Source organism: Phenylobacterium sp., from assembly GCF_031425575.1.
Classification (GTDB): domain Bacteria; phylum Pseudomonadota; class Alphaproteobacteria; order Caulobacterales; family Caulobacteraceae; genus Phenylobacterium.
Window position 1 is genome coordinate 1 of record NZ_JANPJP010000326.1, and the last position, 20,246, is coordinate 20,246.

The window sequence follows — 20,246 nt, forward strand, 5'->3', positions numbered from 1 at the left end:
CGATCAAGATCTTCATCCTGAACAACGAGTGGATGGGCATGGTCCGCCAGTGGCAGCAGCTGCTGCACGGGGAGCGCTACAGCCACTCCTATTCGGCGAGCCTGCCCGACTTCGTGAAGATGGCCGAGGCCTTCGGCGGCGTCGGCATCCGGGCCGAGACGCCGGGCGAACTGGACGACAAGATCCTGGAGATGATCTCGGTGCGCAAGCCCGTGCTGTTCGACTGCCGGGTCACCAAGGAAGAGAACTGCTTCCCGATGATCCCGTCCGGCAAGGCCCACAACGAGATGATCCTGGCCGACGACGGCCGCGACCTGGGCGGCGTCATCGACGACGCCGGCAAGCGTCTGGTCTAGGACTTCGCACTTAGTCGGGCGAGAATGAAGGAGCGTCCTTCTCCCCTTGCGGGAGAAGGAAAACCTAGGTTCGATCCCGGTTGAACAGGCATGCTGACGGATTTGGCGGAGGCCGACGATCGGCCTCCGCCCTTTGGTCCATCAGTCGTCGAGGCGGGCTTCGGCGTAGCCGCTGAGCACTTCGACGCCGGCCTGGTTGGTCGTCTTGACGTCGAACTCGGCGATCTTGGCGCCGTCCTTTTCGCTGATCGCCTTGAGCGTGGCGGTCGCCTCCAGGGTGTCGCCCGGCCAGACCTGGCTGGTGAAGCGCACGCCGTACTTGGTGAGGCGGGCGTCGCCGACATAGTCGGTGAGCATCTTGCCGGTCATGCCCATGGTCAGCATGCCGTGGGCGAAGACCGACGGGTAGCCGGCCACCTGGGTGGTGAAGATCTCGTCGGTGTGCAGCGGATTGTAGTCGCCGGAAGCGCCCGCGTACTGGACGATCTGGGTCCGCTTCAGGTCTTCCACCAGACGGGCGGTGTGGGCGTCGCCCACCTTCAGTGATTTCGCGCTGAGCGCCATGTTCTTACGCCTTCTCAGCGGGTTGTTCGACGGGACGTTCGGTGCGGACACCAACGCCGCGGGCGGTGATCACCAGTTCGCCCTTCTGATCGCGGTACTCGGTGACGCTCTCGGAGAAGACCAGCTTGCCCGAGCGCTTGCCTTCCTTCTCCCAGGTCTTGCCGGGCGTGGTGGTGGCTGTGAGCACGTCGCCAGCCCTCATCGGGCGGTGATACTCGAAGTGCTGTTCTGCATGCAGGCCGCCGCCGCCTCCCCCACCGCCGCCGGGCGCGCGGGTGATGCCGGTGGCGTTCTTGCCCGAGCCGAACCAGGGTTGGCCGATCTTGGGGCGCAGGCCGTAGTCGGGGTCGAACTGGGCGCTGGCCTGGGCGAAGGTCGGCGGGGCGAGGATGCCGCCGGCCTCGGTGCCCTTGGCGTATTCGGCGTCGGAATAGACGCGGTTATCGTCGCCTACCGACCTCGCGAACATGAGGATGTGGCTCGCTTCCACGGGAAATGTCTTGGTGGCCATTGGCTCCCTCTCCTGTGCGGTCTCTCGCCGCTCTGAAAATTCTATACCGGCTACTCTAAGGCCAGCTAGCGCGCCGTCCACTCCGGCTGACCAATCTTGCTCACGCGGGTCAGGCGGCCGTGTAGGGCGACCTCGCGGAACTGGTAGAGCCAGGCCGCCGTCGGCGGATTGATCCAGTTGTCGTCGGCGAACATCCGCAGGATCGGCTCGCCGCCGTCGGGGTGATCCTCGCTCATCGGGGAGTCGGGATGGTTCAGCCGCTCGACCGGCTCGAACCAGGCGCGGTCCACCTCGGTGGGGTCGGGATTGAGGCTGAGCGCCTCGTCGGTCCAGAACACCACCGGGGTCACCACGTGACCGCCCAGGGTAAGGAAGTCGTCCAGCAGGCCAAGCGCCTCCTGCGGGGTGATGGCGACGCCGAGTTCTTCGGAGGTCTCGCGGATCGCGGCGGTGACGGCGTCCTCCCCCGGCTCCAGATTGCCGCCCGGAAGGGCGTAGTTGCCCGCGCCCCGGCGCATGGTGAGCGCGCGCCGCGTCAGCAGATAGGTGAGCTCACCGTCCCTCATCGACAGCACGATGGCCACCGCCGCGCGACGGCGCCCGGTCGGGTCCAGGGCGCGGCGCGGAAAGGCCGCGAGGTTGGCGGCGATGGCGTCCCGGTCTGCGTGCATGTCGCCAAGCATGCCGACCTGGGCCGCCAGGGCAAGGCGCCTACGCCTTCAAACGCATCGGGCCCATGTAGTCGCGCTTGCCGAGCGGCACGCCCTGCATGCGCAGGATGTCGTAGGCGGTCGTGGCGTGGAAATGCAGGTTGGGCAAGGAGAAGGACATCAGGAAAGTCTCGGCGGTGAAACCCAGCCGCAGCGAACCCATCACGAAGGCCATGTCCTTGCCCTCGAAGCCGTTGACCTCGGCGGGGTCCAGGGCCTTCAGCGAGGCGATGGCGTCGGCCACCAGCTTCTGCAGGTCGGCGTAGCTGAGCGGCGGGGTCGCGCCCCCGGGCGAGAAGGTGCCGGCCCGCACGCCGTCGATGGCGTCGATGGAGTGGTGGGCCACCGAGGAGATCTGGAACCAGAAGGGCAGCATGTCGGGGAACAGGCGCACGTCCACGATGCTGTTGGGATCGACATTGTTGTCGGTGAAGTGGGACAGGCCCCGGTCCAGGAAGCCCGCGACGCCGCCCAGGGACTGCAGGAATGAGCCGACGCTGACGTCGTAGAGTGAAATCGCCATGGCCTGAGGCCTCCCGGTGTTTGTTGTCCCGCTTGTTGTCCGACATCGGCCCCACGGAAGGCCAGCGATTTTCCGACATTCCCATCCCTTGCCCGCCGGACGCGCTTGTGACACCTCCGTGCCGACGCTTTCGTACGAGATCCGCATGTCCGACACCCAGCCCGCCTCCGTCTATGACCTGACGCCTTCGGAAGAGGCCGAGAGCCTGGCGACCTTCGCCATCCTGGTGGACAACGAGCCGGGAGTTCTGCACCGGCTGGTGGGGCTGTTCGCGGCGCGGGGCTACAATATCGAGAGCCTGACGGTGGCCGAGACCGACCGCCGCGCCCACACCAGCCGCGTCACCATCGTCACCCGGGGCACGCCGCACGTGCTGATGCAGATCGAGGCGCAGCTGGAGAAGATGGTGGCCACGCGCCACGTGCAGGACATCACCCGCGATCCCAACGGCCTGGAGCGAGAGCTGGCCCTCGTGAAGGTGAAGGGGTCGGGCGGCGACCGGGTCGAGGCCCTGCGCATCGCCGACATCTTCCGCGCCAAGGTGCTGGACACCACCATCGACAGCTTCATCTTCGAACTGACTGGCGCCTCGTCGAAGATCGACAAGTTCGTCGACCTGATGCGGCCGCTGGGCCTGGTGGAACTGTCGCGGACCGGGGTGCTGTCGATCACCCGGGGCGCCGAGGTCTTCTAGACCTCAGAGACCGAACACAGGCTCGTGAAAAACAGACCGCTTGGACGGTTTGTTTGTTGACGCCGCGTCCGCGTGGGTGTCTCTTCCTCCCAACGACGAGGCTGATCGGCGCGGGTCCCAAACGGGGCGCGAGTTAGAACCGGTCCGACGGGGATTTGGAAACAACAGGCGATCCATTCATCGCCAGCCTGCTTTAGTTGATTGATAGATTTCGCAATTTTGCGTCCCAACCCAACTTCGGGTCAGGTCGCGTGAGTCGTTTTCACTTGGACGAATTTGACATTGAGACGGCCCGGCGCCGGCGGCTCTTCCAGGGCGCCGCGGGCGCCATGGCTCACCTTCGGCGCCGGCGTCCGTGCGGTTTCGCATGGGCGCCGCGCTCCGATATCGGGCGCGAGAATTCACAGATCACAGAGGTCCTCCCAAGCGGTCACAAAGATCGTCTGGGCACTGGCGCCGGCGCGCATGACGCGTCGGCGCCTCTTTTCTTCACCTTGCCTCACGCAGCGGAACACCCGCAGGATGCTCCCTGGTTGGGAGGCCACTGACATGAGCGACAAGGGCGACACTGTCCCCGAGGCGCGGCGGAGCCAGGCGGAGCGCACAGCCAGCATGCGCGCCCGGCTGATCGACGCCGCCGTGGATTGCCTGAACCGGCTCGGCTACTCGGCCACCACACTTTCGACCATCGCCGAGGCCGCGGGTGTCAGCCGCGGTGGGATGCTGCACCAGTTCCCGTCCAAGGTGGACCTGATGCTGGCGGTGGTGGCCTACGCCTCGGGCGCAGACGAACGGTCGCACCAGCCCCCGGCCCTCAACGACGACGACGACAAGCTGGCCTTTTTCATGTCGCGGACCGAGACGACCTGGACCGTCCTGATCCAGGAGCCGGCCATGGCCAAGCTCGAGATCATGATGGCGGCGCGCTCCGACAAGGTGCTGGCCGCCAAGCTGCCCGACATGTTCAACAGCATCGAGAAGAACCGCCGCCAGCAGATGTGGGCGCTGGCCCAGGAGATCGGCATCGAGGACCGCGAGGCCATCGACGCCATGGTCGGCCTGCACATGGCGGCCATGCGCGGCTTGGCCATGGAGCTGCTGGTGACCGGGGACCGCGACCAGGTGGAGCGATCCTTCGCCCTGCTGAAGTCCTACAAGGACATCCTGATCGCCGGCCTCATCGCCAAGGCCAAGGAAGGCCGCGCCAGGGCTTAGGCGACGGCGCCGTCCGGAACCTCCCGCGCCGCGATGATCCGCCGGCGCACGACCGTCCGCATGGTCAGGTACTGGACGGCGAAGAGCGCGATCTTCGAGGCCGTGGGGAAGACCGCCATGAAGACGACCCAGTGGTCGGTGAAGGCCACTGCGACCACCGCGTTGGCCACCCCGCTGATGACCATCAGACCGGCCCAGACATAGCCGAACACCACCATGACATCCTCGCCGTGACCCGCGGCGATGGGCGGCATGTAGCGCAGCATCCAGCCGCGCTGGAGCATGAAGGCGCCCACCATCACGTAGACGACGGTGGGCTTGACCATCAGGAAGCGCATGTCGTGGGTCAGCAGGCTGGCCATGCCGAACACCAGGACGAGGGCGAGACCTAGCCACTGCAGCGGGGCGACGGGGCGCTTCATGACCTTCAGGATGGCCACCTGCGCCACCCCGATGGCGATGGCGACACCGGCGGCGATGGCCGCATCGACCTTGAGGGCCACCAGAACCAGGAAGACGATGGTGGCCAGGAAATCCAGGACCAGGGGTCGGGCGGCGTAGATCAGGGGGTGCATGGGAAGCCTTCGGGTCGTGGAAAACATGATCGCCCAAGGCTAGGGGATGGAGCCGATCTCTCCCTAATCCGCTCGCGCATAATCGGTGGCCGTCCACGCACCCGCTCGCCCGTTCACGCATCGCGGACGGGAAGAGGCGTGTTTTTTCCATCGGTTCTTCAAATCTGAACCCATCAGGCCTATATGTGGAGGGTCGGGTTTCGGCCCGACTATGAGGATAAACGCGCACGTCATAAGCGGACTGGACCCGGGTGCGATTCCCGGCGGCTCCACCAATCTTCCCCCGGTTATCGCGGGCAAGTGCGGGGCCGATCAGCATCGACAGACGTCTAAAGGTGTTGCTTTCTTCCGGCTTGGCCCACCGTTTCGGGCCTTTATCTAAATGCGAACGATAACTTCGCTGAAGAAGTCCGTTTGGCCGCGTAAGCGACCCGATAGATTTCGACCTAAACTCCTAGCGTCTTAGCAGCGCTAGGCGGGGCCCGGAGGGCGCCTTGCAACAGAAGCCCTCCACCTTTCCTTTTCTCAGTTGAAGTGCGCGGGCCGGGCGCCGCCGCAGACGGCTTCGCGCGCGGCGGGCAGGAAGAGCACGTAGTCCGGCTTCACCTTCGCCATCACCCGCCAGTCGAAGGCGCAGCGGTCCTCGTGGACCCAGGCGACCTTGCCGACGAAGGGCGCGAAATATGGCGGCAGCGGATCGGCGCTGAAACTGTCGCCGATGATCAGGACCGTGGGGCCGGGCTTGCCGGTGTCGATCAGGAACGGCGGCTCGGCGCGCGACGCCAGGCCCGGGATCGGGGCGCGGGCGACGCCGAGCGGCAGGGCGGCGGCGTCATGAATCTCCACCTGCTCGACGCCCTGGGGCTGGCCGGCGAGCCGAGGCAGGTCGCCATTGTTCAACGCCACGACGCCCCAGGAGAGGGCCTTGGGATCGATGCGCCAGCCGGGCTGACCCATGGCCTGGACGATCTGGCCGTAGGCGGTCAGCGAGCCGCGCAGGGACCAGTGGCTGTCGAGCTGGCGGTAGACCTGACCCTCGGCTCGGGCGGCGCGCAGGCTCGGGCGGAGGTCGACGCTGGTGACGCCGCATCGCGCCAGGCCCTTGAGGACCAGGTCGTACTCGGTGGGTGACTTGGCGGGCCCGGCCCAGTCCGGCGCCAGGTCTGGCATGATCTCGGCCGGCGACGGGGCGAGACTGGCGACCACATTGACGCCGGGCAGCCTGGCCTTGGCTTCGCAGACGAAGGCGGCGTAGTCGGCGGCGCGGGCTGGGTCGACCTCCTGGCCGGTGGCGCGCAGCAGGCCGTCCACCAGGAACATCTGGCCCTGCCGGCCGGTGACCGCGGTCGCGGCCGCGCCCTCCCCGCCCAGCCCCCGCTGCAGCTCCGCCGCCATCCGCATCAGGGGATCGCGGAAGCCGAAATGGTCGGCGAGCCAGGCGTCGATCGCGCGCGGCAGCTTGCGCCATTTAACGGGGGTGGTCGGTAGGGTCGGCGCGGGCGCCAGGCGGCGGTTCTCTTCCAGAGACACGGTCTTGAACGGTATGAAGGGCATGGCGATCACAGGCGCGACCAGGACGGCCACGACCGCGAGGATCAGGGGGCGGCGGGGGCGGGTCATCAGCATGGCGCGCCCCTAGAACCGGAAATACAGGAAGGGGCTGTAGGCGCCCCAGGCGACCTTCAACAGGCAGAGCGCCAGCAGCAGGGCGACGCCCGCGGTGTCGGCCCAGCCGAGGCCGCGAACCTTGCGCAGGACCTTGGGCAGGCCAAACACCGCCAGCAGGCCCGCGAGGGGGACCAGCCACAAGTGCAGGGGCTGGAGCGCGGCATGAGTCTGGGCCTGGAGGCCGCCCAACCCCCGCAGCCCCGCCATGCCGGTCCAGAGGTCAAGGACCCGGCCCATGTCGGCGGCCCGGAAGAGCACCCACCCCAGGGTCACGGCGGCAAGCGCATAGGCCCAGCCGATCGGGCGCGGCAGACGAGCCAGCAGGCGACCGAGCCCTGCCCGCTCCAGCACCAGGAACAGGCCATGCCAGGCGCCCCACAGCAGGAAGGTCCAGGCCGCCCCGTGCCAGAGGCCGCACAGCAGGAAGACCACGATCAGGTTGCGCCAGGTCTTCCAGACGGGGCCGCGATTGCCGCCCAGCGGGATGTAGAGATAGTCCCGGAACCAGGTGGAGAGGCTGATGTGCCACCGGCGCCAGAACTCGGTGACCGAGGCTGAGGCGTAGGGGGTACGGAAGTTGCGCGGCAGGGAGAAGCCGAAGATCACCGCCAGGCCGATGGCCATGGTCGAGTAGGCGGCGAAGTCGAAATAGATCTGCAGGGCGTACGCGCCCGCGCCCAGCCAGGCCTCGATGAGGCCGGGAGCCCTGGCGTGGTCGAACACCGCGTCGGCCAGGGGCGCGATGGGGTCGGCGATCAGCAGCTTCTGGGCCAGGCCGATGATGAACAGCCGGATGCCCGCCGAGGTGCGGCCCAGGCTGTGGCGGCGATGGGCCAGCCGCTTTGCGATGGTCTTGTAGCGGACGATGGGCCCGGCGATCAGCTGGGGGAATAGGGCGATGTAGAGCGCCACCTGGGTGACGTCGCGGTTGGCCGGAAAGCGCCGGCGATAGGTGTCGATCAGGTAGGAGAGGCAGTGGAAGGTGAAGAAGGAGATCCCCAGCGGTAAGGGAATCTGCGGATCGGGCAGACCCAGGCTGACGGCGATCAGGCCCGCATATTTGAAGACGGTCAGGGCGCCGAGGTTGATGGTCACCGCTAGCGCCAAGGCGCCCTTGCGGGCCGCGCCCTCGCGAGCGTCGATGGCCAGGGCGGCGGCGTAGTTCACCAGGGTCATGGCCGCCATCAGCACCACGAAGACCGGCTCGCCCCAGGCGTAGAACACCAAGGAGGCGGCGAGCAGGACGGCGTTCTTCAGCGCGATTGACGGACTGGCGAAATAGGCCGCCAGGCACAGGGGCAGGAAGACGAACAGGAAGGTCGGCGAAGCAAACAGCATGGTCTTGGACGGCGGCCCCCGGTCGAATTCCGCAATAGGCGCATCCGCCATGTCCGCCAAGCGCGTGGCGCCAAGGCCGCAGCCCGCGTTTTGACTCGCCTGCCGCCTTGCGCGCACGCACGGAGGCGTTACCCTTTGACAACTCGCCTATCGCCTCTCGGAGACACCATGGCTCAGGACCCGCCGGCCCAAGACCAGATGCACTACGAGGCGATGGCTCAGGAAGCGCTGCGTGGTGTGGTCAAGGCCGCCCTGAAGCGCGCCGCGGCGCCCGACGGCCTGCCCGGGGCGCACCAGTTCTACATCACCTTCAAGAGCGAGGCGCCCGGCGTCTCCGGTCCGGCCGACCTGCTGGGCAAGTACCCCGACGAGATGACCATCGTCCTGCAGCACCAGTACTGGGACCTGGCGCCTGGCGAGACCTTCTTCTCGGTCACCCTGAAGTTCGGCGGCCAACCCAAGCGGCTCTCGGTGCCCTACGCTGCCGTGACGAGGTTCTACGATCCCAGCGTCCAGTTCCTGCTGTCCTTCGAGACCGCTCCGGCGGCCGGCGAAGCCCCGGCCGCCGTGGCCGACAAGCCCGCGCCCGTGGCGGAGGCCACCGCCGATGCCGACCCCGAGGCGGCGAACGTCGTCTCCCTGGACCAATTCCGCAAGAAGTGAGCCCACGACCATGACCGACGTCGCAGCTCCGGAGCCCGAGGCCCTGACCGACGAGGCGATCCTGGCGCGCTTCCTGCGCTCCAAGAACCAGCCCACCGGATCCCAGACCCTGGGCTTCCGCATGGTGGCGGTCAGTCAGGCTGAGAAGTCCGTGGAGGTGGCCTTCGAGGCCAGGGCCGAACTGCTGCTCAATCCGATGAAGCAGATCCAGGGCGGCTATCTCTGCGCCATGCTGGACGAAGCGATGTCGACCGCCTGCATGGTGGCCTCCGGCATGACCCATGTGGCGCCCACCGCCGAGATGAAGACCACCTTCTTCCGTCCGGCGGCGCCCGGGACGCTGAAGGGCATCGGCCGGGTGGCCAAGTGGGGGCGGACCATCGCCTTCACCGAGGGTGAACTCTACGACGCCGACGGCCGGCTGGTGGCCAAGGCCACGGGCACGGCGGTTCCCACCCCCTTCCAGTCCTACAAGAAGTAGCATGGGCCTGCGCCGCGGTTTCCTCGGCGTTCTGACGGTCCTGCTGCTCGGCTGGACAGCCCCGGCGTTCGCCGCCGGCCCCTTCTCCGACTGGACCGCCATCGTGGTGGCCGGCGACTGGCATGCCAATTCCGGCCGCCCCTCCGAGGCCTTCGACAACGCGCGGCGCGATGTTTCCCAGGAACTGGAGCGCATCGGATTCCAGAAGGCCAACCTGCGGCAGTTCTCCGTCCGGCCCGAACGCTACAGGGATGTGAGGCCCGGGAAGTCCAGTCCAAAGGCCATCTACGAGGCCCTGACCGAGGTGGCGCCGCGAGCAAGCGGCGGCTGCCTGTTCTATCTGTCCTCGCACGGCGCGCCCCAGGGGGTGCTGGTGGACCAGGACCTCCTGGCGCCGCGTCTGTTGGCGGCGATCCTGGACCGCACCTGCGGCCAGCGCCCCACCGTGGTGGTGATCTCGGCCTGCTTCTCCGGCGTCTTCATCCCCGAACTTGCCCAGCCCAACCGCATGATCCTGACGGCGGCGCGGCCTGACCGCACGTCGTTCGGCTGCGGGGAGTCCAACAAGTATCCGTTCTTCGATGAGTGCTTCCTGCAGTCGAGCCCCGGCGCCCGCGACTTCCCCAGCCTCGCCAATCAGATCCTGGCCTGCGTCTCGGCCCGTGAAAAGAAGGAGGGCATGACTCCGCCCTCCGAACCCCAGGTCTGGATCGGGCCGCAGTTGCGACCGATGCTGCCCCTGTACCCCTTCCCGCAGGGCCTAGCTCCCAAGGGGTGACAACCTGTCTTCCCTAACGGACAGGCGCCGGGTTGAAGACCGCACAGGCGTCTCTACAAGGGGGGCTTGCGCCAGCCCTTCACCCGAAGCCGATCCAATCGATGAATTCCGTCGCCAAAGCCGCCTTCGCCGCGCTCCTCCTCCTGGCCGCACCGGCCATCGCCCAGGACGCCGCCGCGCCCCCCGCGACCCCCGCCGCCGTCAACCCGCAGGGGCCTGTGCCCTATGAGACCCTGCGTCGTCCGGCGCGGCCCGCCGCCCGCAGCGTGGCGCGCCCTGCGCCCGCGTCGGCTACGGCGGCTCCGGCGGCTCCGACCTCCAGCCTGACCACCCTCGCGCCCTCCGCGCCGCTGGCCGCCTCCGGGGCGCGCCTGGCGCCGGGCCAGCCCCTGCCGCCGGCCGAGCTTGAGGCCTATGTCGACGGCGTGGTGAAGGACGCCATGGACCGCGAACACATCGCCGGCGTCACCGTCGCGGTGATTCAGGACGGCCAGGTGGTGCTGAAGAAGGGCTACGGCTTCGCCAGCCTCTCCCCGGTCCGCCGGGTCAACCCCGACACCACGCTGTTCCGCGTGGGGTCGATCTCCAAGACCTTCACCTGGATCGCGCTGATGAAGGAGGTGGAGGCTGACCGCATCCGCCTGGGCCAGCCGATCAACCTCTATCTGCCCGAACAGCTGCAGGTGAAGGACCAGGGGTTCCACACGCCGATCCGCGTCCGGAACCTGCTGGACCACTCGCCGGGCTTCGAGGACCGGGCCCTGGGCCAGCTGTTCGAGAGGAACCCCAGCCGCGAGCGGTCGCTGGCCGCCTATCTGCGCCAGGAGCGGCCTCGCCGGGTCCATGCGCCGGGCGCGGTCGCGAGCTATTCCAACTATGGCGCGGCGCTGGCCGGCCAGGCGGTGTCCTACGCCTCGGGCAAGCCCTTCGAGCGGCTGATGGAGGAAGAGATCTTCCTGCCGCTCAAGATGAACCACACCACCTTCCGCGAGGCGCGGCCCACGGAGCCCGGCTTGCCGGCGCCCATGCCCGACGCCCTGCAGGACGACCTGTCGGAAGGCTATCGCTGGACGCCCACTGGATACAGCGCGCGACCCTACGAATATATCGGCCACATCGCCCCGGCCGGCTCGGTGTCCTCCACCGCCGGTGACATGGCGCGCTACATGCAGATGCTGCTGAACGGCGGCAGCCTGGACGGCGCGGTCATCTACGGCCCGCGCGCCGCCACGGCCTTCGCGACGCCGCTCCGGAGAACCGCGCCCGGGATCAACGGCTGGCTGCATGGCTTTGCGACCTACGACCTGCCCGGCGGCCATCAGGGCTTCGGCCATTCCGGGGGCACCCTGTCGTTCCTGTCCAACATGGTGGTGGCGCCTGACCTGAAGCTGGGCGTGTTCATCAGCACCAACACCGAGACCGGCGGCGATCTGGTCACGCGCCTGCCCGAGCGCATCGTGGCCCAATTCTACGCGCCGCCGATGCCCTTCCCGCGCAAGGGTGTCCCGGCCCTGGTGGACAACCGCAAGGCCTATGAAGGCTACTATCTGGGAACCCGGCGCGCCTATCGCGGCCTGGAGTCCTTCGTCGGCCGACTGATCAGCGGCGTCTCGGTCAGCGTCACCGACGACGGCCGGCTGGTGACCTCCGGCAGCATGGGCGATCCGGCCCGCAGCTGGGTCCCGGAGGGCGATCCGCTGGGCGGCCGCTTCATCTCCACCACCGGCGCAGAACGCCTGAGCTTCGAGGTCTCCGACGGTAAGGCGGTCAGTTTCAGTCGGGCGACCGGAGCCTCCACCTTCGAACGCACCGGCTTCTGGAACCGCCCCACGACCCTGGTGATCCTGGCGGGCCTCACGGCCCTGGCGTCAGCCGCCACCCTGGGCGGGGTCCTGCTGCGCAACCGCCGCGAATTCCGCGAGACCGGGATTCAGAGCCGCGCCAGCCTGATCCAAAACATCCAGGCCGCGCTGTGGCTGACTTCGATGGTGCTGTTGCTGGTTTGGGCGTCGAAGACCAGTGACCTGGCCAACATCATGTACGGCTGGCCCGGCGCGACCCTGGTGATCGCCTCGGCCTGCGCCTTTGTCGCCACCCTCCTGACAGCGGGCACCCTGCTCATGGTGCCCGCCGTCTGGCGGGGCGGCCGCCGGGTGGACAGCTGGACCCAGGCCCGCAAGGCCGGGTTCACCTTCACGGTGCTGCTCTACACCGCCTTCTGCGTGGTCCTGGGCCTGTGGGGCGCGCTGACCCCCTGGGGCGGCTAGCCACCCTGGCCTAGGGCGCCCTTTTCTCGCGGCCCCCTCTGAGACCTGCGACACCGCGTCCTTCGGTCCGCGACAGCGAAGCTGAGATGTAAACGCGTCGTTTACCAAGCACTGGGTAAATCCTGCCTAGCGGTGGGCGCATTCTGTGACGGCCCCCGCTTTGAAACAGGGACGGCCTCGCGTTGAACAGTTTCGTCGCCTCCTTGCAACGGTTCGGTATCGGACGGGTCGCGGCCCTGCTGGGGATCGGCATCGGCGTGGTCGCCGCGATCGTCGCGCTGTCCATGAACCTCGGCCAACCCAAGTCCCTGCTCTATTCAAACCTGGACCTGAAGGAGGCCGGCGCCATCACCGCGGCCCTCGACCAGGCCAATGTGAAATATGAACTCAAGGGCGACGGCTCCACCATCCTCGTGGGCCGCGACGAGGTGGCCTCCACCCGTCTGCTGCTCTCGGGCAAGGGCCTGCCGACCTCGGGTTCGGTGGGCTACGAGATTTTCGACAACGCCAACGCCATGGGCCAGACGGATTTCGTCCAGCAGCTCAACCGCCAGCGCGCCCTGGAAGGCGAACTGGCCCGCACGATCCAGGCCCTGGACGGCATCACCTCGGCCCGGGTCCACCTGGTCCTGCCCAAGCGGGAGCTGTTCGAGGAAGAGGCTGAACAGCCGTCGGCCTCGGTCAGCATCGGGGTCGGTGGGCGCCAGCCGAGCGCTGATCAGGTGCGCGCCATGCAGAACCTGGTGGCCGGCGCGGTTCCCAACCTGAAGCCCGACCGCGTGACCGTGGTGGATCAGCACGCCAAGACCCTGTCGGGCGGCGAGGCCGGGGACGCCATGGCCGCCGACGGCCGCAAGAGCGACGTCGAACAGCGGATCACCAAGACCATCAAGGCCCTGGTTGAGGGCATGGTCGGTCCGGGCAAGGCGCGCGTGAACGTCACCGCCGACCTCGACCTGTCGCGGGTCACTATCGCCGAGGAAAAGTTCGATCCGGACGGCCAGGTGATCCGCTCGGACTCCACCACCGAGGAAACGGCCAAAGAAAACGGCCCCGCCACCAATGGTCAGGCCTCGGCCGCCAACAATATCCCCGGCGGAACCGGGGCGGAGGGCGACAACAGCATCTCCAACAGCGGCAGCACCGAATCCACCACCAACTACGAAATCTCCAAGACCACCCGCACCGAGGTGAAGGAGCCCGGCCAGCTGAAGCGCATCTCCGTGGCGGTGGCTGTTGACGGGGTCACAGTCCCCGGCAAGGACGGCAAGCCCGGCGCCTACACCCCCCGCAGCGCCCAGGAGATGGAGCGCCTGGAGCAGCTGGTGCGCACCGCGGTCGGCTTCGACGAGGCCCGCGGCGACCAGGTGACCGTGGTCAATGTCCGCTTCCCCTCCGCCGTCGACGCCGACGGGACGACGGCGGCCAGCCCGCTGATGGGCTTCGACAAGAACGACATCATGCGCGCCGCCGAACTGGGGGTGATGGCCATCGTGGCCCTGGCCATGATGATCTTCGTGGTCCGCCCGATGCTTAGCGGCGGCGGTCGCGGCGGCGCGGTGGCCGGCGGGCTGCCGGCCCTGACCATGGCCAGCGCGCCGCAGATGACCCGCATCATCACCACCGCCGACGGCCAGCCGATGCAGGTGGCCGTCGATCCGACCACTGGCCAGCCCCTGGCCCTGCCTAGCCCCGGCAACGAGCTGGAGTCACGGATCGACATCGCCCGCATCGAGGGACAGGTGAAGGCCTCCTCCGTCAAGCGCGTCGCCGAGTTCGTCGACAGCCATCCTGAAGAGTCGGTGTCGCTGCTGCGCACCTGGCTGCATGAGACGACCTGATGGCCGTAGGCTCCAAAGGGAAGGCGATCACCGACGTCACCCGCCTGAGCGGGCCGGAGAAGGCCGCCGTCATCCTGTTGGCGCTCGGCGAGGACCACGGCACCATCTGGCAACAGCTGGACGACGAGGAGATCAAGGAGATCTCCCAGGCCATGGCCGGCCTCGGCAATGTCGCGGCCTCCGTGGTCGAGCAGCTGCTGGTGGACTTCATCTCCGGCATGTCCGGCGCCGGCGCGATCATGGGCTCCTTCGAGCAGACCCAGCGCCTGCTGGCGGCCTTCCTGCCGGCCGAGAAGGTCGACACCCTGATGGAGGAGATCCGCGGTCCGGCGGGTCGCACCATGTGGGACAAGCTGGGCAACGTGAATGAGGCGGTGCTCGCCAACTATTTGAAGAATGAATACCCGCAGACTGTCGCCGTGGTGCTGTCCAAGGTGAAGTCCGACCACGCCGCCCGGGTGCTGGCCGCCCTGCCCGAGGACTTCGCCCTGGAATGCGTCACCCGCATGCTGCGGATGGAGCCGGTGCAGCGCGAGATCCTCGACAAGATCGAGCAGACCCTGCGCACCGAATTCATGTCGAACCTCGCGCGCACCTCCAAGCGCGATAGCCACGAGATGATGGCCGACATCTTCAACGCCTTCGACCGCCAGACCGAGGCCCGCTTCATCGCCGCCCTGGAAGAGCGCAACCGCGAGAGCGCCGAGCGTATCCGCGCCCTGATGTTCGTCTTCGAGGACCTGTCCAAGCTCGATCCCGGCGGAGTCCAGACCCTGTTGCGGGCGGTGGAGAAGGATCAGCTGGGCCTGGCGCTCAAGGGGTCCTCCGACAGCCTGCGGGAGATGTTCTTCTCCAACATGTCCGAGCGCGCCGCCAAGATCATGCGCGAGGACATGGAAGGCATGGGCCCCGTGCGCCTGCGCGACGTCGACCAGGCCCAGATGGCCATGGTGCAGGTCGCCAAGGACCTGGCCGCCAAGGGCGAGATCATGCTGGCCGGCGCCGGCAGCGACGATGAGCTGATCTACTGATGGCCAGCGACATCCCCCACGAAAAGTTCGGCTTCGACACAGTCTTCGATGGCGCGGGCGAGGTCGCCTTCGCCACGCCGCGTCCGAAGCGCTCCTACTCCGCCGAAGAGGTCGAGGCCGTGCGCCAGACCGCCTTCGCCGCAGGCGAAAGCCAAGGCCTGGCCTCCATGGCGGCCCTGCAGGCCCAGGCCCTGTCGCGGGTGGCCGACGCCGCGCGCGCGGCCCTGCCGACCCTGGCGGAAGTGGCCCACGAACACCGGCTCGGCTCGGCGCACCTGGCGCTGGCCTGCGCCAAGGCCATCGCCGACGCCGCCCTGGCCCGCTTCCCCGAGGCCCCGATCCAGGCGGCGCTCGAGTCCCTGGCCCGGGAGATCGAGGCCGCGCCGCGCCTGGTGGTGTCGGCTTCTCCCGATCTCGCCGTCGTGCTGGAGCCCCTGCTGTCCGAAGTCGCCCAGGGCATCGGCTATTCTGGGGCCATTCACATCAAGGAGGGCGCCGGTCTCAGCGGCGCCGCCTTCACCCTCGACTTCGGCGACGGCGCGGCGGCCTACGACCCCGCGGCCGCGGCCGAGCGCGTGGCGGAAGTCCTGGAAGCGGCGCTCGCCGCCGAGGGCCTGCACGCCGAACCCCTTATTCCTGGAAGTGAAGGCTGATCCCCATGGCCGAGAACGGACTTGAGCTCGACGAATTCGCCCCCGGCGATCCGCTCGCCGACATGTCGATGGACATGGAGGACAAGACCGCACCGACCTGGCGCCGGTATTCGACGTCCCGGTCTCCATTTCCGCGGTGCTCGGCCGCGCCACCATGTCCGTGGCCCAGCTGCTGCAGCTCAGCTCGGGCAGCGTGCTGGAGCTCGACCGCAAGGTCGGCGAGGCCATCGACATCTACGTCAATACCCGCCTGGTCGCCCGGGGCGAGGTCGTCATCGTCGACGAACGCCTGGGTGTGACCATGACGGAAATCATCAAGGACGGGGACTCGGCGGCCTGACGGCTGCTGGTGTCTGAGGAGATTTGATATGCGGCTTCTGGTCGTCGGAAAACTAAACGGGCAACTGTCCACCGCCGTGAAGATGGCGATGTCGGCGGGCGCCAAGGTCAGCCACGTGGAGACCATCGCGGCCTGCACCCACGCCCTGCGCGCGGGTCAGGGGGCCGACCTCCTGCTGGTGGACTATGACCTCGATATCGCCGCCCTCATCGCGGCTAACGAGGCCGAGCGCATCCGGGTGCCGGTGGTGGCATGCGGAGTCGACGCCGATCCCAAGCGGGCCGGCGACGCCATCCGCGCGGGCGCCAAGGAGTTCATCCCCCTGCCCCCCGAGGCGGAGATGATCGCCGCGGTGCTGGCCGCCGTCTCCGACGACAACAAGCCCATGGTGGTGCGCGACGCCGCCATGCAGGCGGTGATCTCGCTTGCCGACCAAGTGGCGGGCTCGGAAGCCTCCATCCTGATCACCGGCGAGAGCGGCTCGGGCAAGGAAGTCATCGCCCGTTACGTCCACCAGAAGTCGCGGCGGGCGTCCAAACCCTTCATCTCGGTCAACTGCGCGGCCATCCCCGAGAACCTGCTGGAGAGCGAGCTGTTCGGCCACGAGAAGGGCGCCTTCACGGGTGCGCTCGCCCGCCGCATCGGCAAGTTCGAGGAAGCCAACGGCGGCACCCTGCTGCTGGATGAAATATCCGAGATGGACGTGCGCCTGCAGGCCAAGCTGCTGCGCGCCATCCAGGAACGCGAAATCGACCGGGTCGGCGGCTCAAAGCCGGTGAAGGTGGACATCCGCATCCTGGCCACCTCCAACCGCGACCTTGTCCAGGCCGTGAAGGACCACACCTTCCGCGAGGACCTGCTCTACCGACTCAACGTCGTGAACCTGCGCCTGCCGGCCCTGCGCGAGCGGCCCGGCGACGTGGTCGCCCTGGCCGAGTTCTTCGTCAAGAAGTACGCCGCCGCCAATGGCGTGGCCGAGCGTCCCCTGTCGGGGGAAGCCAAGCGCCGCCTGGCCAGCCACCGCTGGCCGGGCAATGTCCGCGAGCTTGAAAACGCCATGCACCGCGCCGTCCTCCTGGCTGTCGGCCCGGAGATCGACGAGGCCGCCATCCGACTGCCCGACGGCCAGCCCCTGGCCGCCCCGGACCCCGGCTCGCGCACGGCCTATGCCGCGGCCACCGCGGCGGAGTCGGCGACCCGCGACTTCGTCGGACAAACCGTGGCGACCATGGAACAGCAGCTGATCATCGACACCCTGGAGCACTGCCTCGGCAACCGCACCCACGCGGCCAACATCCTGGGGATCTCCATCCGCACCCTGCGCAACAAGCTCAAGGAATACAGCGAGGCCGGCGTCTCGGTCCCCGCCCCGCAGGGCGCAGGCGCCCACGCCGCCTAGTCGTCTGATCTTGCTTTCGGCCTGTCCTCTTCGGAGAGCAGGCGTTTCGGATTCCCACCATGGCTGACGTCCCCGCAGGTTACGGCACCAACCGCCCCTCCGCCGGAGAGGTGTGGAGCTGGATCGCGCGTGGCGAGGTGGCCCTGGCCATAGGCGTCATCGGCGTCATCGTCCTGCTGATCCTGCCGATCCCGGCTTTCGTGCTGGACGCCCTGCTGGCGCTTTCGATCACCAGCGCCGTGCTGATCCTGATGACCTCGCTGCTGATCACCCGCCCGCTCGAATTCACCGCTTTCCCGACGGTGTTGCTGGTCACGACCCTTTTCCGACTTGCGCTGAACATAGCGTCCACGCGCCTGATCCTGGGCCACGGCCACGAGGGGGCACACGGGGCGGGTAAGGTCATCGAGGCCTTTGGCCACCTGATGACCGGCGGCAGTTTCGCCATCGGCCTGATCGTCTTCGCCATCCTGGTGCTGGTGAACTTCGTGGTCATCACCAAGGGTTCTGGCCGGATCGCCGAAGTCGCCGCCCGCTTCACCCTGGACTCCATGCCCGGCAAGCAGATGGCCATCGACGCCGACCTGTCCTCGGGCCTGATCGACGAGGATCTGGCCAAGAAGCGCCGCAAGGAGCTGGAGCAGGAATCGACCTTCTTCGGGGCCATGGACGGCGCGTCCAAGTTCGTGCGCGGCGACGCGATCGCCGGCTTGGTGATCGTCGCCATCAACGTCATCGGCGGCATCCTGATCGGTGTGATCCAGCACAAGGTGCCCATCGCCGAAGCCGCCGCGACCTACACCATCATGACCATCGGCGACGGCCTGGTTAGCCAGATTCCCGCCCTGATCATCTCTATCGCGGCCGGCTTCCTGGTGTCCAAGGCCGGCGTCGACGGCTCGGCCGACAAGGCGCTGGTCACCCAGCTGGCGATGAACCCCATCGCGCTCGGCATGGTCTCGGCCACCGCCGGCGTCGTGGCCCTGATCCCGGGGATGCCGATCATCCCCTTCGCCGTCGTCTCCATCGCCGCCGGTGTGCTGGCCTGGCGGAGGGGGCACGCCCAGCCCGTGGTTCCAGAGCAGAACTCGCTCACGGTCGCCGCCCCCACCGCTGAGGAACAGGAAGAGCCGATCAGCCAGACCCTGGCCATCGACGAGATCAAGATCGAGCTCGGCTATGGCCTCCTGCCGCTGATCAACGACTTGGAAGGCCGCCGCCTGACCGACCAGATCAAGGCCCTGCGCCGGACGCTGGCCACCGACTATGGCTTCGTCATGCCGGCCGTGCGCATCCTCGACAACATGCGGCTGGCCAGCCAGGGCTACATGATCCGCATCAAGGAGATGGAGGCCGGCGGCGGCGAGGTTCGCCTGGGCTCCCTGATGGCCATGGACCCGCGCGGCGGCCAGGTGGACCTGCCGGGCGAGCACATCCGGGAGCCGGCCTTTGGTCTCCCCGCCACCTGGGTGGATGACAGCCTAAGGGAGGAAGCCACCTTCCGGGGTTACACCATCGTTGACCCGGCCACCGTGCTGACCACGCACCTGACCGAGATTCTCAAGGAGAACATGCCCGACCTGCTCTCCTACGCGGAGCTGCAGAAGATGCTCAAGGACCTGCCGCCCGAGCAGAAGAAGCTGGTGGACGACCTGGTGCCCCAGGTGGTGTCAGCCACCACCATCCAGCGCGTTCTGCAGGCCCTGCTCAAGGAGCGGGTCTCGATCCGCGACCTGCCCTCGATCCTGGAGGGCATTGGCGAGGCCGCGCCGCATACCCAGTCCATCACCCTGCTGGTGGAACAGGTCCGCGGCCGGCTGGCGCGTCAGCTCTCCTTCGCCCACCGCGGCGACGACGGGGCCCTGCCGATCATCACCATGTCGGCGGAATGGGAGAACGCCTTCGCCGACGCCCTGATCGGGGCCGGCGACGAGAAGCAACTGGCGCTGGCCCCCTCGCGCCTGCAGGAATTCATCCGGGGTGTGCGTGACAGCTTCGAACGCGCGGCGCTCAACGGCGACTCACCGGTGCTGCTCACCAGCCCACAGATTCGCCCCTATGTGCGCTCGATCATCGAACGCTTCCGCGGCCAGACCCCGGTGATGAGCCAGAATGAAGTCCACCCCAAGGCCCGCCTCAAGACGGTCGGGACGATCTAGGCGCCCCCTCAACGTGTGGGCCGTTGCAGGCGCGCTTTTCCACTGGTAGCGGTTTCGCCCACGGGGCGATTGTCAGCTCCGAGCTTGGACATCGCATGCGGCCATCCAAACCCAAACTCCGGCGCGGCCCGGGCGCGAGTCTCTTCTGGGACCTGCTGACCTTCGAGCGGCTGATGACCAACCAGGTCATTCACCTGATCTACTGGGCGGGCCTTGGGGTCATCGCCCTGATCGCCTTCGGGTTCATCGGCACCGCGGTCGGCGTGGCCCTGCGCGAAGAGCTGCTCATGGGTATCCTGCTGGCCGCCAGCGTGCTAGTGGGCGGCTTCCTGGTGGTGGCGGCCCTGGTGCTGCTGTGGCGCTCGTTCTGTGAACTCTATGTCGCCCTGTTCCGCCTGAGCGACGACCTGCACGCCATCCGCCAGGCCACCGACGCGGAACACTCAGTCCGGCCTCCGCCTGCTCAGCAGGGGTAGTGTT

Annotated in this window: 20 protein-coding genes, 1 other RNA gene and 1 pseudogene; 15 read left to right on the forward strand and 7 right to left on the reverse strand. The window is 67.8% G+C overall.

Features of this window, described 5'->3' with window-relative positions; genetic code table 11:
* Positions 1-356 (forward strand): thiamine pyrophosphate-dependent enzyme (locus RMO97_RS18070; protein ID WP_310542405.1); only part of this gene is annotated, 356 nt, incomplete at its 5' end.
* 141 nt (positions 357-497) lie between these two features.
* Here RMO97_RS18070 and RMO97_RS18075 read toward each other — a convergent pair.
* From RMO97_RS18075 to RMO97_RS18090, 4 genes are all read right to left on the reverse strand, one after another.
* A complete protein-coding gene (locus RMO97_RS18075) occupies positions 498-920 on the reverse strand; it encodes a MaoC/PaaZ C-terminal domain-containing protein (protein WP_305338173.1) in 423 nt (140 codons plus the stop codon).
* A gap of 4 nt (positions 921-924) precedes the next feature.
* A complete protein-coding gene (locus tag RMO97_RS18080) occupies positions 925-1,431 on the reverse strand; it encodes a MaoC family dehydratase N-terminal domain-containing protein (RefSeq protein ID WP_310542406.1) in 507 nt (168 codons plus the stop codon).
* Positions 1,432-1,496: 65 nt separating this feature from the next.
* A complete protein-coding gene (locus tag RMO97_RS18085; protein ID WP_310542407.1) occupies positions 1,497-2,102 on the reverse strand; it encodes a CoA pyrophosphatase in 606 nt (201 codons plus the stop codon).
* A 40-nt stretch (positions 2,103-2,142) separates the two neighbouring features.
* On the reverse strand, positions 2,143-2,664 hold the full coding sequence (locus RMO97_RS18090; RefSeq protein WP_310542408.1) for a DUF1993 domain-containing protein: 522 nt from the start codon (positions 2,662-2,664) through the stop codon (positions 2,143-2,145).
* Between the two features lie 145 nt (positions 2,665-2,809).
* Between RMO97_RS18090 and ilvN the strand changes: the two genes are divergently transcribed.
* Positions 2,810-3,358, forward strand: coding sequence for an acetolactate synthase small subunit (ilvN, locus tag RMO97_RS18095; protein WP_215338995.1), 549 nt, complete (start codon positions 2,810-2,812; stop codon positions 3,356-3,358).
* Between the two features lie 549 nt (positions 3,359-3,907).
* Complete coding sequence (locus RMO97_RS18100; protein WP_310542409.1) at positions 3,908-4,573, forward strand: TetR/AcrR family transcriptional regulator; 666 nt, start codon at positions 3,908-3,910, stop codon at positions 4,571-4,573.
* Here RMO97_RS18100 and RMO97_RS18105 read toward each other — a convergent pair.
* Positions 4,570-5,148, reverse strand: coding sequence for a septation protein IspZ (locus RMO97_RS18105; RefSeq protein ID WP_310542410.1), 579 nt, complete (start codon positions 5,146-5,148; stop codon positions 4,570-4,572). The genes RMO97_RS18100 and RMO97_RS18105 overlap by 4 nt on opposite strands.
* Before the next feature lie 153 nt (positions 5,149-5,301).
* Between RMO97_RS18105 and ssrA the strand changes: the two genes are divergently transcribed.
* Positions 5,302-5,663: a transfer-messenger RNA gene (ssrA, locus tag RMO97_RS18110) on the forward strand.
* 10 nt (positions 5,664-5,673) lie between these two features.
* On the opposite strand, the gene RMO97_RS18115 is transcribed toward ssrA, so the two are convergent.
* Together RMO97_RS18115 and RMO97_RS18120 are read right to left on the reverse strand one after the other, a co-directional pair.
* On the reverse strand, positions 5,674-6,774 hold the full coding sequence (locus RMO97_RS18115) for an alginate O-acetyltransferase AlgX-related protein (protein ID WP_310542411.1): 1,101 nt from the start codon (positions 6,772-6,774) through the stop codon (positions 5,674-5,676).
* Positions 6,775-6,783: 9 nt separating this feature from the next.
* Positions 6,784-8,205, reverse strand: coding sequence for an MBOAT family O-acyltransferase (locus RMO97_RS18120; protein WP_310542412.1), 1,422 nt, complete (start codon positions 8,203-8,205; stop codon positions 6,784-6,786).
* Between the two features lie 117 nt (positions 8,206-8,322).
* On the opposite strand from RMO97_RS18120, the gene RMO97_RS18125 reads away from it, so the two are divergent.
* The 11 genes and pseudogenes from RMO97_RS18125 (at position 8,323) to RMO97_RS18175 (ending at position 20,242) form a co-directional block, all read left to right on the forward strand.
* Positions 8,323-8,817, forward strand: coding sequence for a ClpXP protease specificity-enhancing factor SspB (locus RMO97_RS18125; protein ID WP_310542413.1), 495 nt, complete (start codon positions 8,323-8,325; stop codon positions 8,815-8,817).
* Between the two features lie 10 nt (positions 8,818-8,827).
* On the forward strand, positions 8,828-9,298 hold the full coding sequence (locus RMO97_RS18130; RefSeq protein ID WP_310542414.1) for a PaaI family thioesterase: 471 nt from the start codon (positions 8,828-8,830) through the stop codon (positions 9,296-9,298).
* Position 9,299: 1 nt separating this feature from the next.
* The gene (locus RMO97_RS18135; protein ID WP_310542415.1) at positions 9,300-10,076 is read left to right on the forward strand and encodes a C13 family peptidase; all 777 of its coding nucleotides are present in this window, start codon (positions 9,300-9,302) and stop codon (positions 10,074-10,076) included.
* Positions 10,077-10,177: 101 nt separating this feature from the next.
* Positions 10,178-12,343 (forward strand): serine hydrolase domain-containing protein, encoded by a 2,166-nt coding sequence (locus RMO97_RS18140; protein ID WP_310542416.1) that lies wholly within the window; start codon positions 10,178-10,180, stop codon positions 12,341-12,343.
* 182 nt (positions 12,344-12,525) lie between these two features.
* Entirely contained in the window at positions 12,526-14,184 is a 1,659-nt protein-coding gene (gene fliF, locus RMO97_RS18145; protein ID WP_310542417.1) for a flagellar basal-body MS-ring/collar protein FliF, read from the forward strand.
* A complete protein-coding gene (gene fliG / locus RMO97_RS18150; RefSeq protein WP_310542418.1) occupies positions 14,184-15,215 on the forward strand; it encodes a flagellar motor switch protein FliG in 1,032 nt (343 codons plus the stop codon). The genes fliF and fliG overlap by 1 nt, the downstream gene beginning before the upstream one ends.
* Positions 15,215-15,868: a flagellar assembly protein FliH gene (locus RMO97_RS18155; protein ID WP_310542419.1), complete on the forward strand. Its 654-nt coding sequence runs from the start codon at positions 15,215-15,217 to the stop codon at positions 15,866-15,868. The genes fliG and RMO97_RS18155 overlap by 1 nt, the downstream gene beginning before the upstream one ends.
* A 5-nt stretch (positions 15,869-15,873) precedes the next feature.
* A pseudogene (gene fliN, locus RMO97_RS18160) lies at positions 15,874-16,208 on the forward strand (flagellar motor switch protein FliN).
* A gap of 28 nt (positions 16,209-16,236) precedes the next feature.
* On the forward strand, positions 16,237-17,607 hold the full coding sequence (locus tag RMO97_RS18165) for a sigma-54 dependent transcriptional regulator (RefSeq protein ID WP_310542420.1): 1,371 nt from the start codon (positions 16,237-16,239) through the stop codon (positions 17,605-17,607).
* Positions 17,608-17,666: 59 nt separating this feature from the next.
* The gene (gene flhA / locus RMO97_RS18170) at positions 17,667-19,766 is read left to right on the forward strand and encodes a flagellar biosynthesis protein FlhA (protein WP_310542421.1); all 2,100 of its coding nucleotides are present in this window, start codon (positions 17,667-17,669) and stop codon (positions 19,764-19,766) included.
* Positions 19,767-19,861: 95 nt separating this feature from the next.
* The gene (locus tag RMO97_RS18175; protein ID WP_310542422.1) at positions 19,862-20,242 is read left to right on the forward strand and encodes a DUF4282 domain-containing protein; all 381 of its coding nucleotides are present in this window, start codon (positions 19,862-19,864) and stop codon (positions 20,240-20,242) included.
* Positions 20,243-20,246 lie beyond the last annotated feature (4 nt).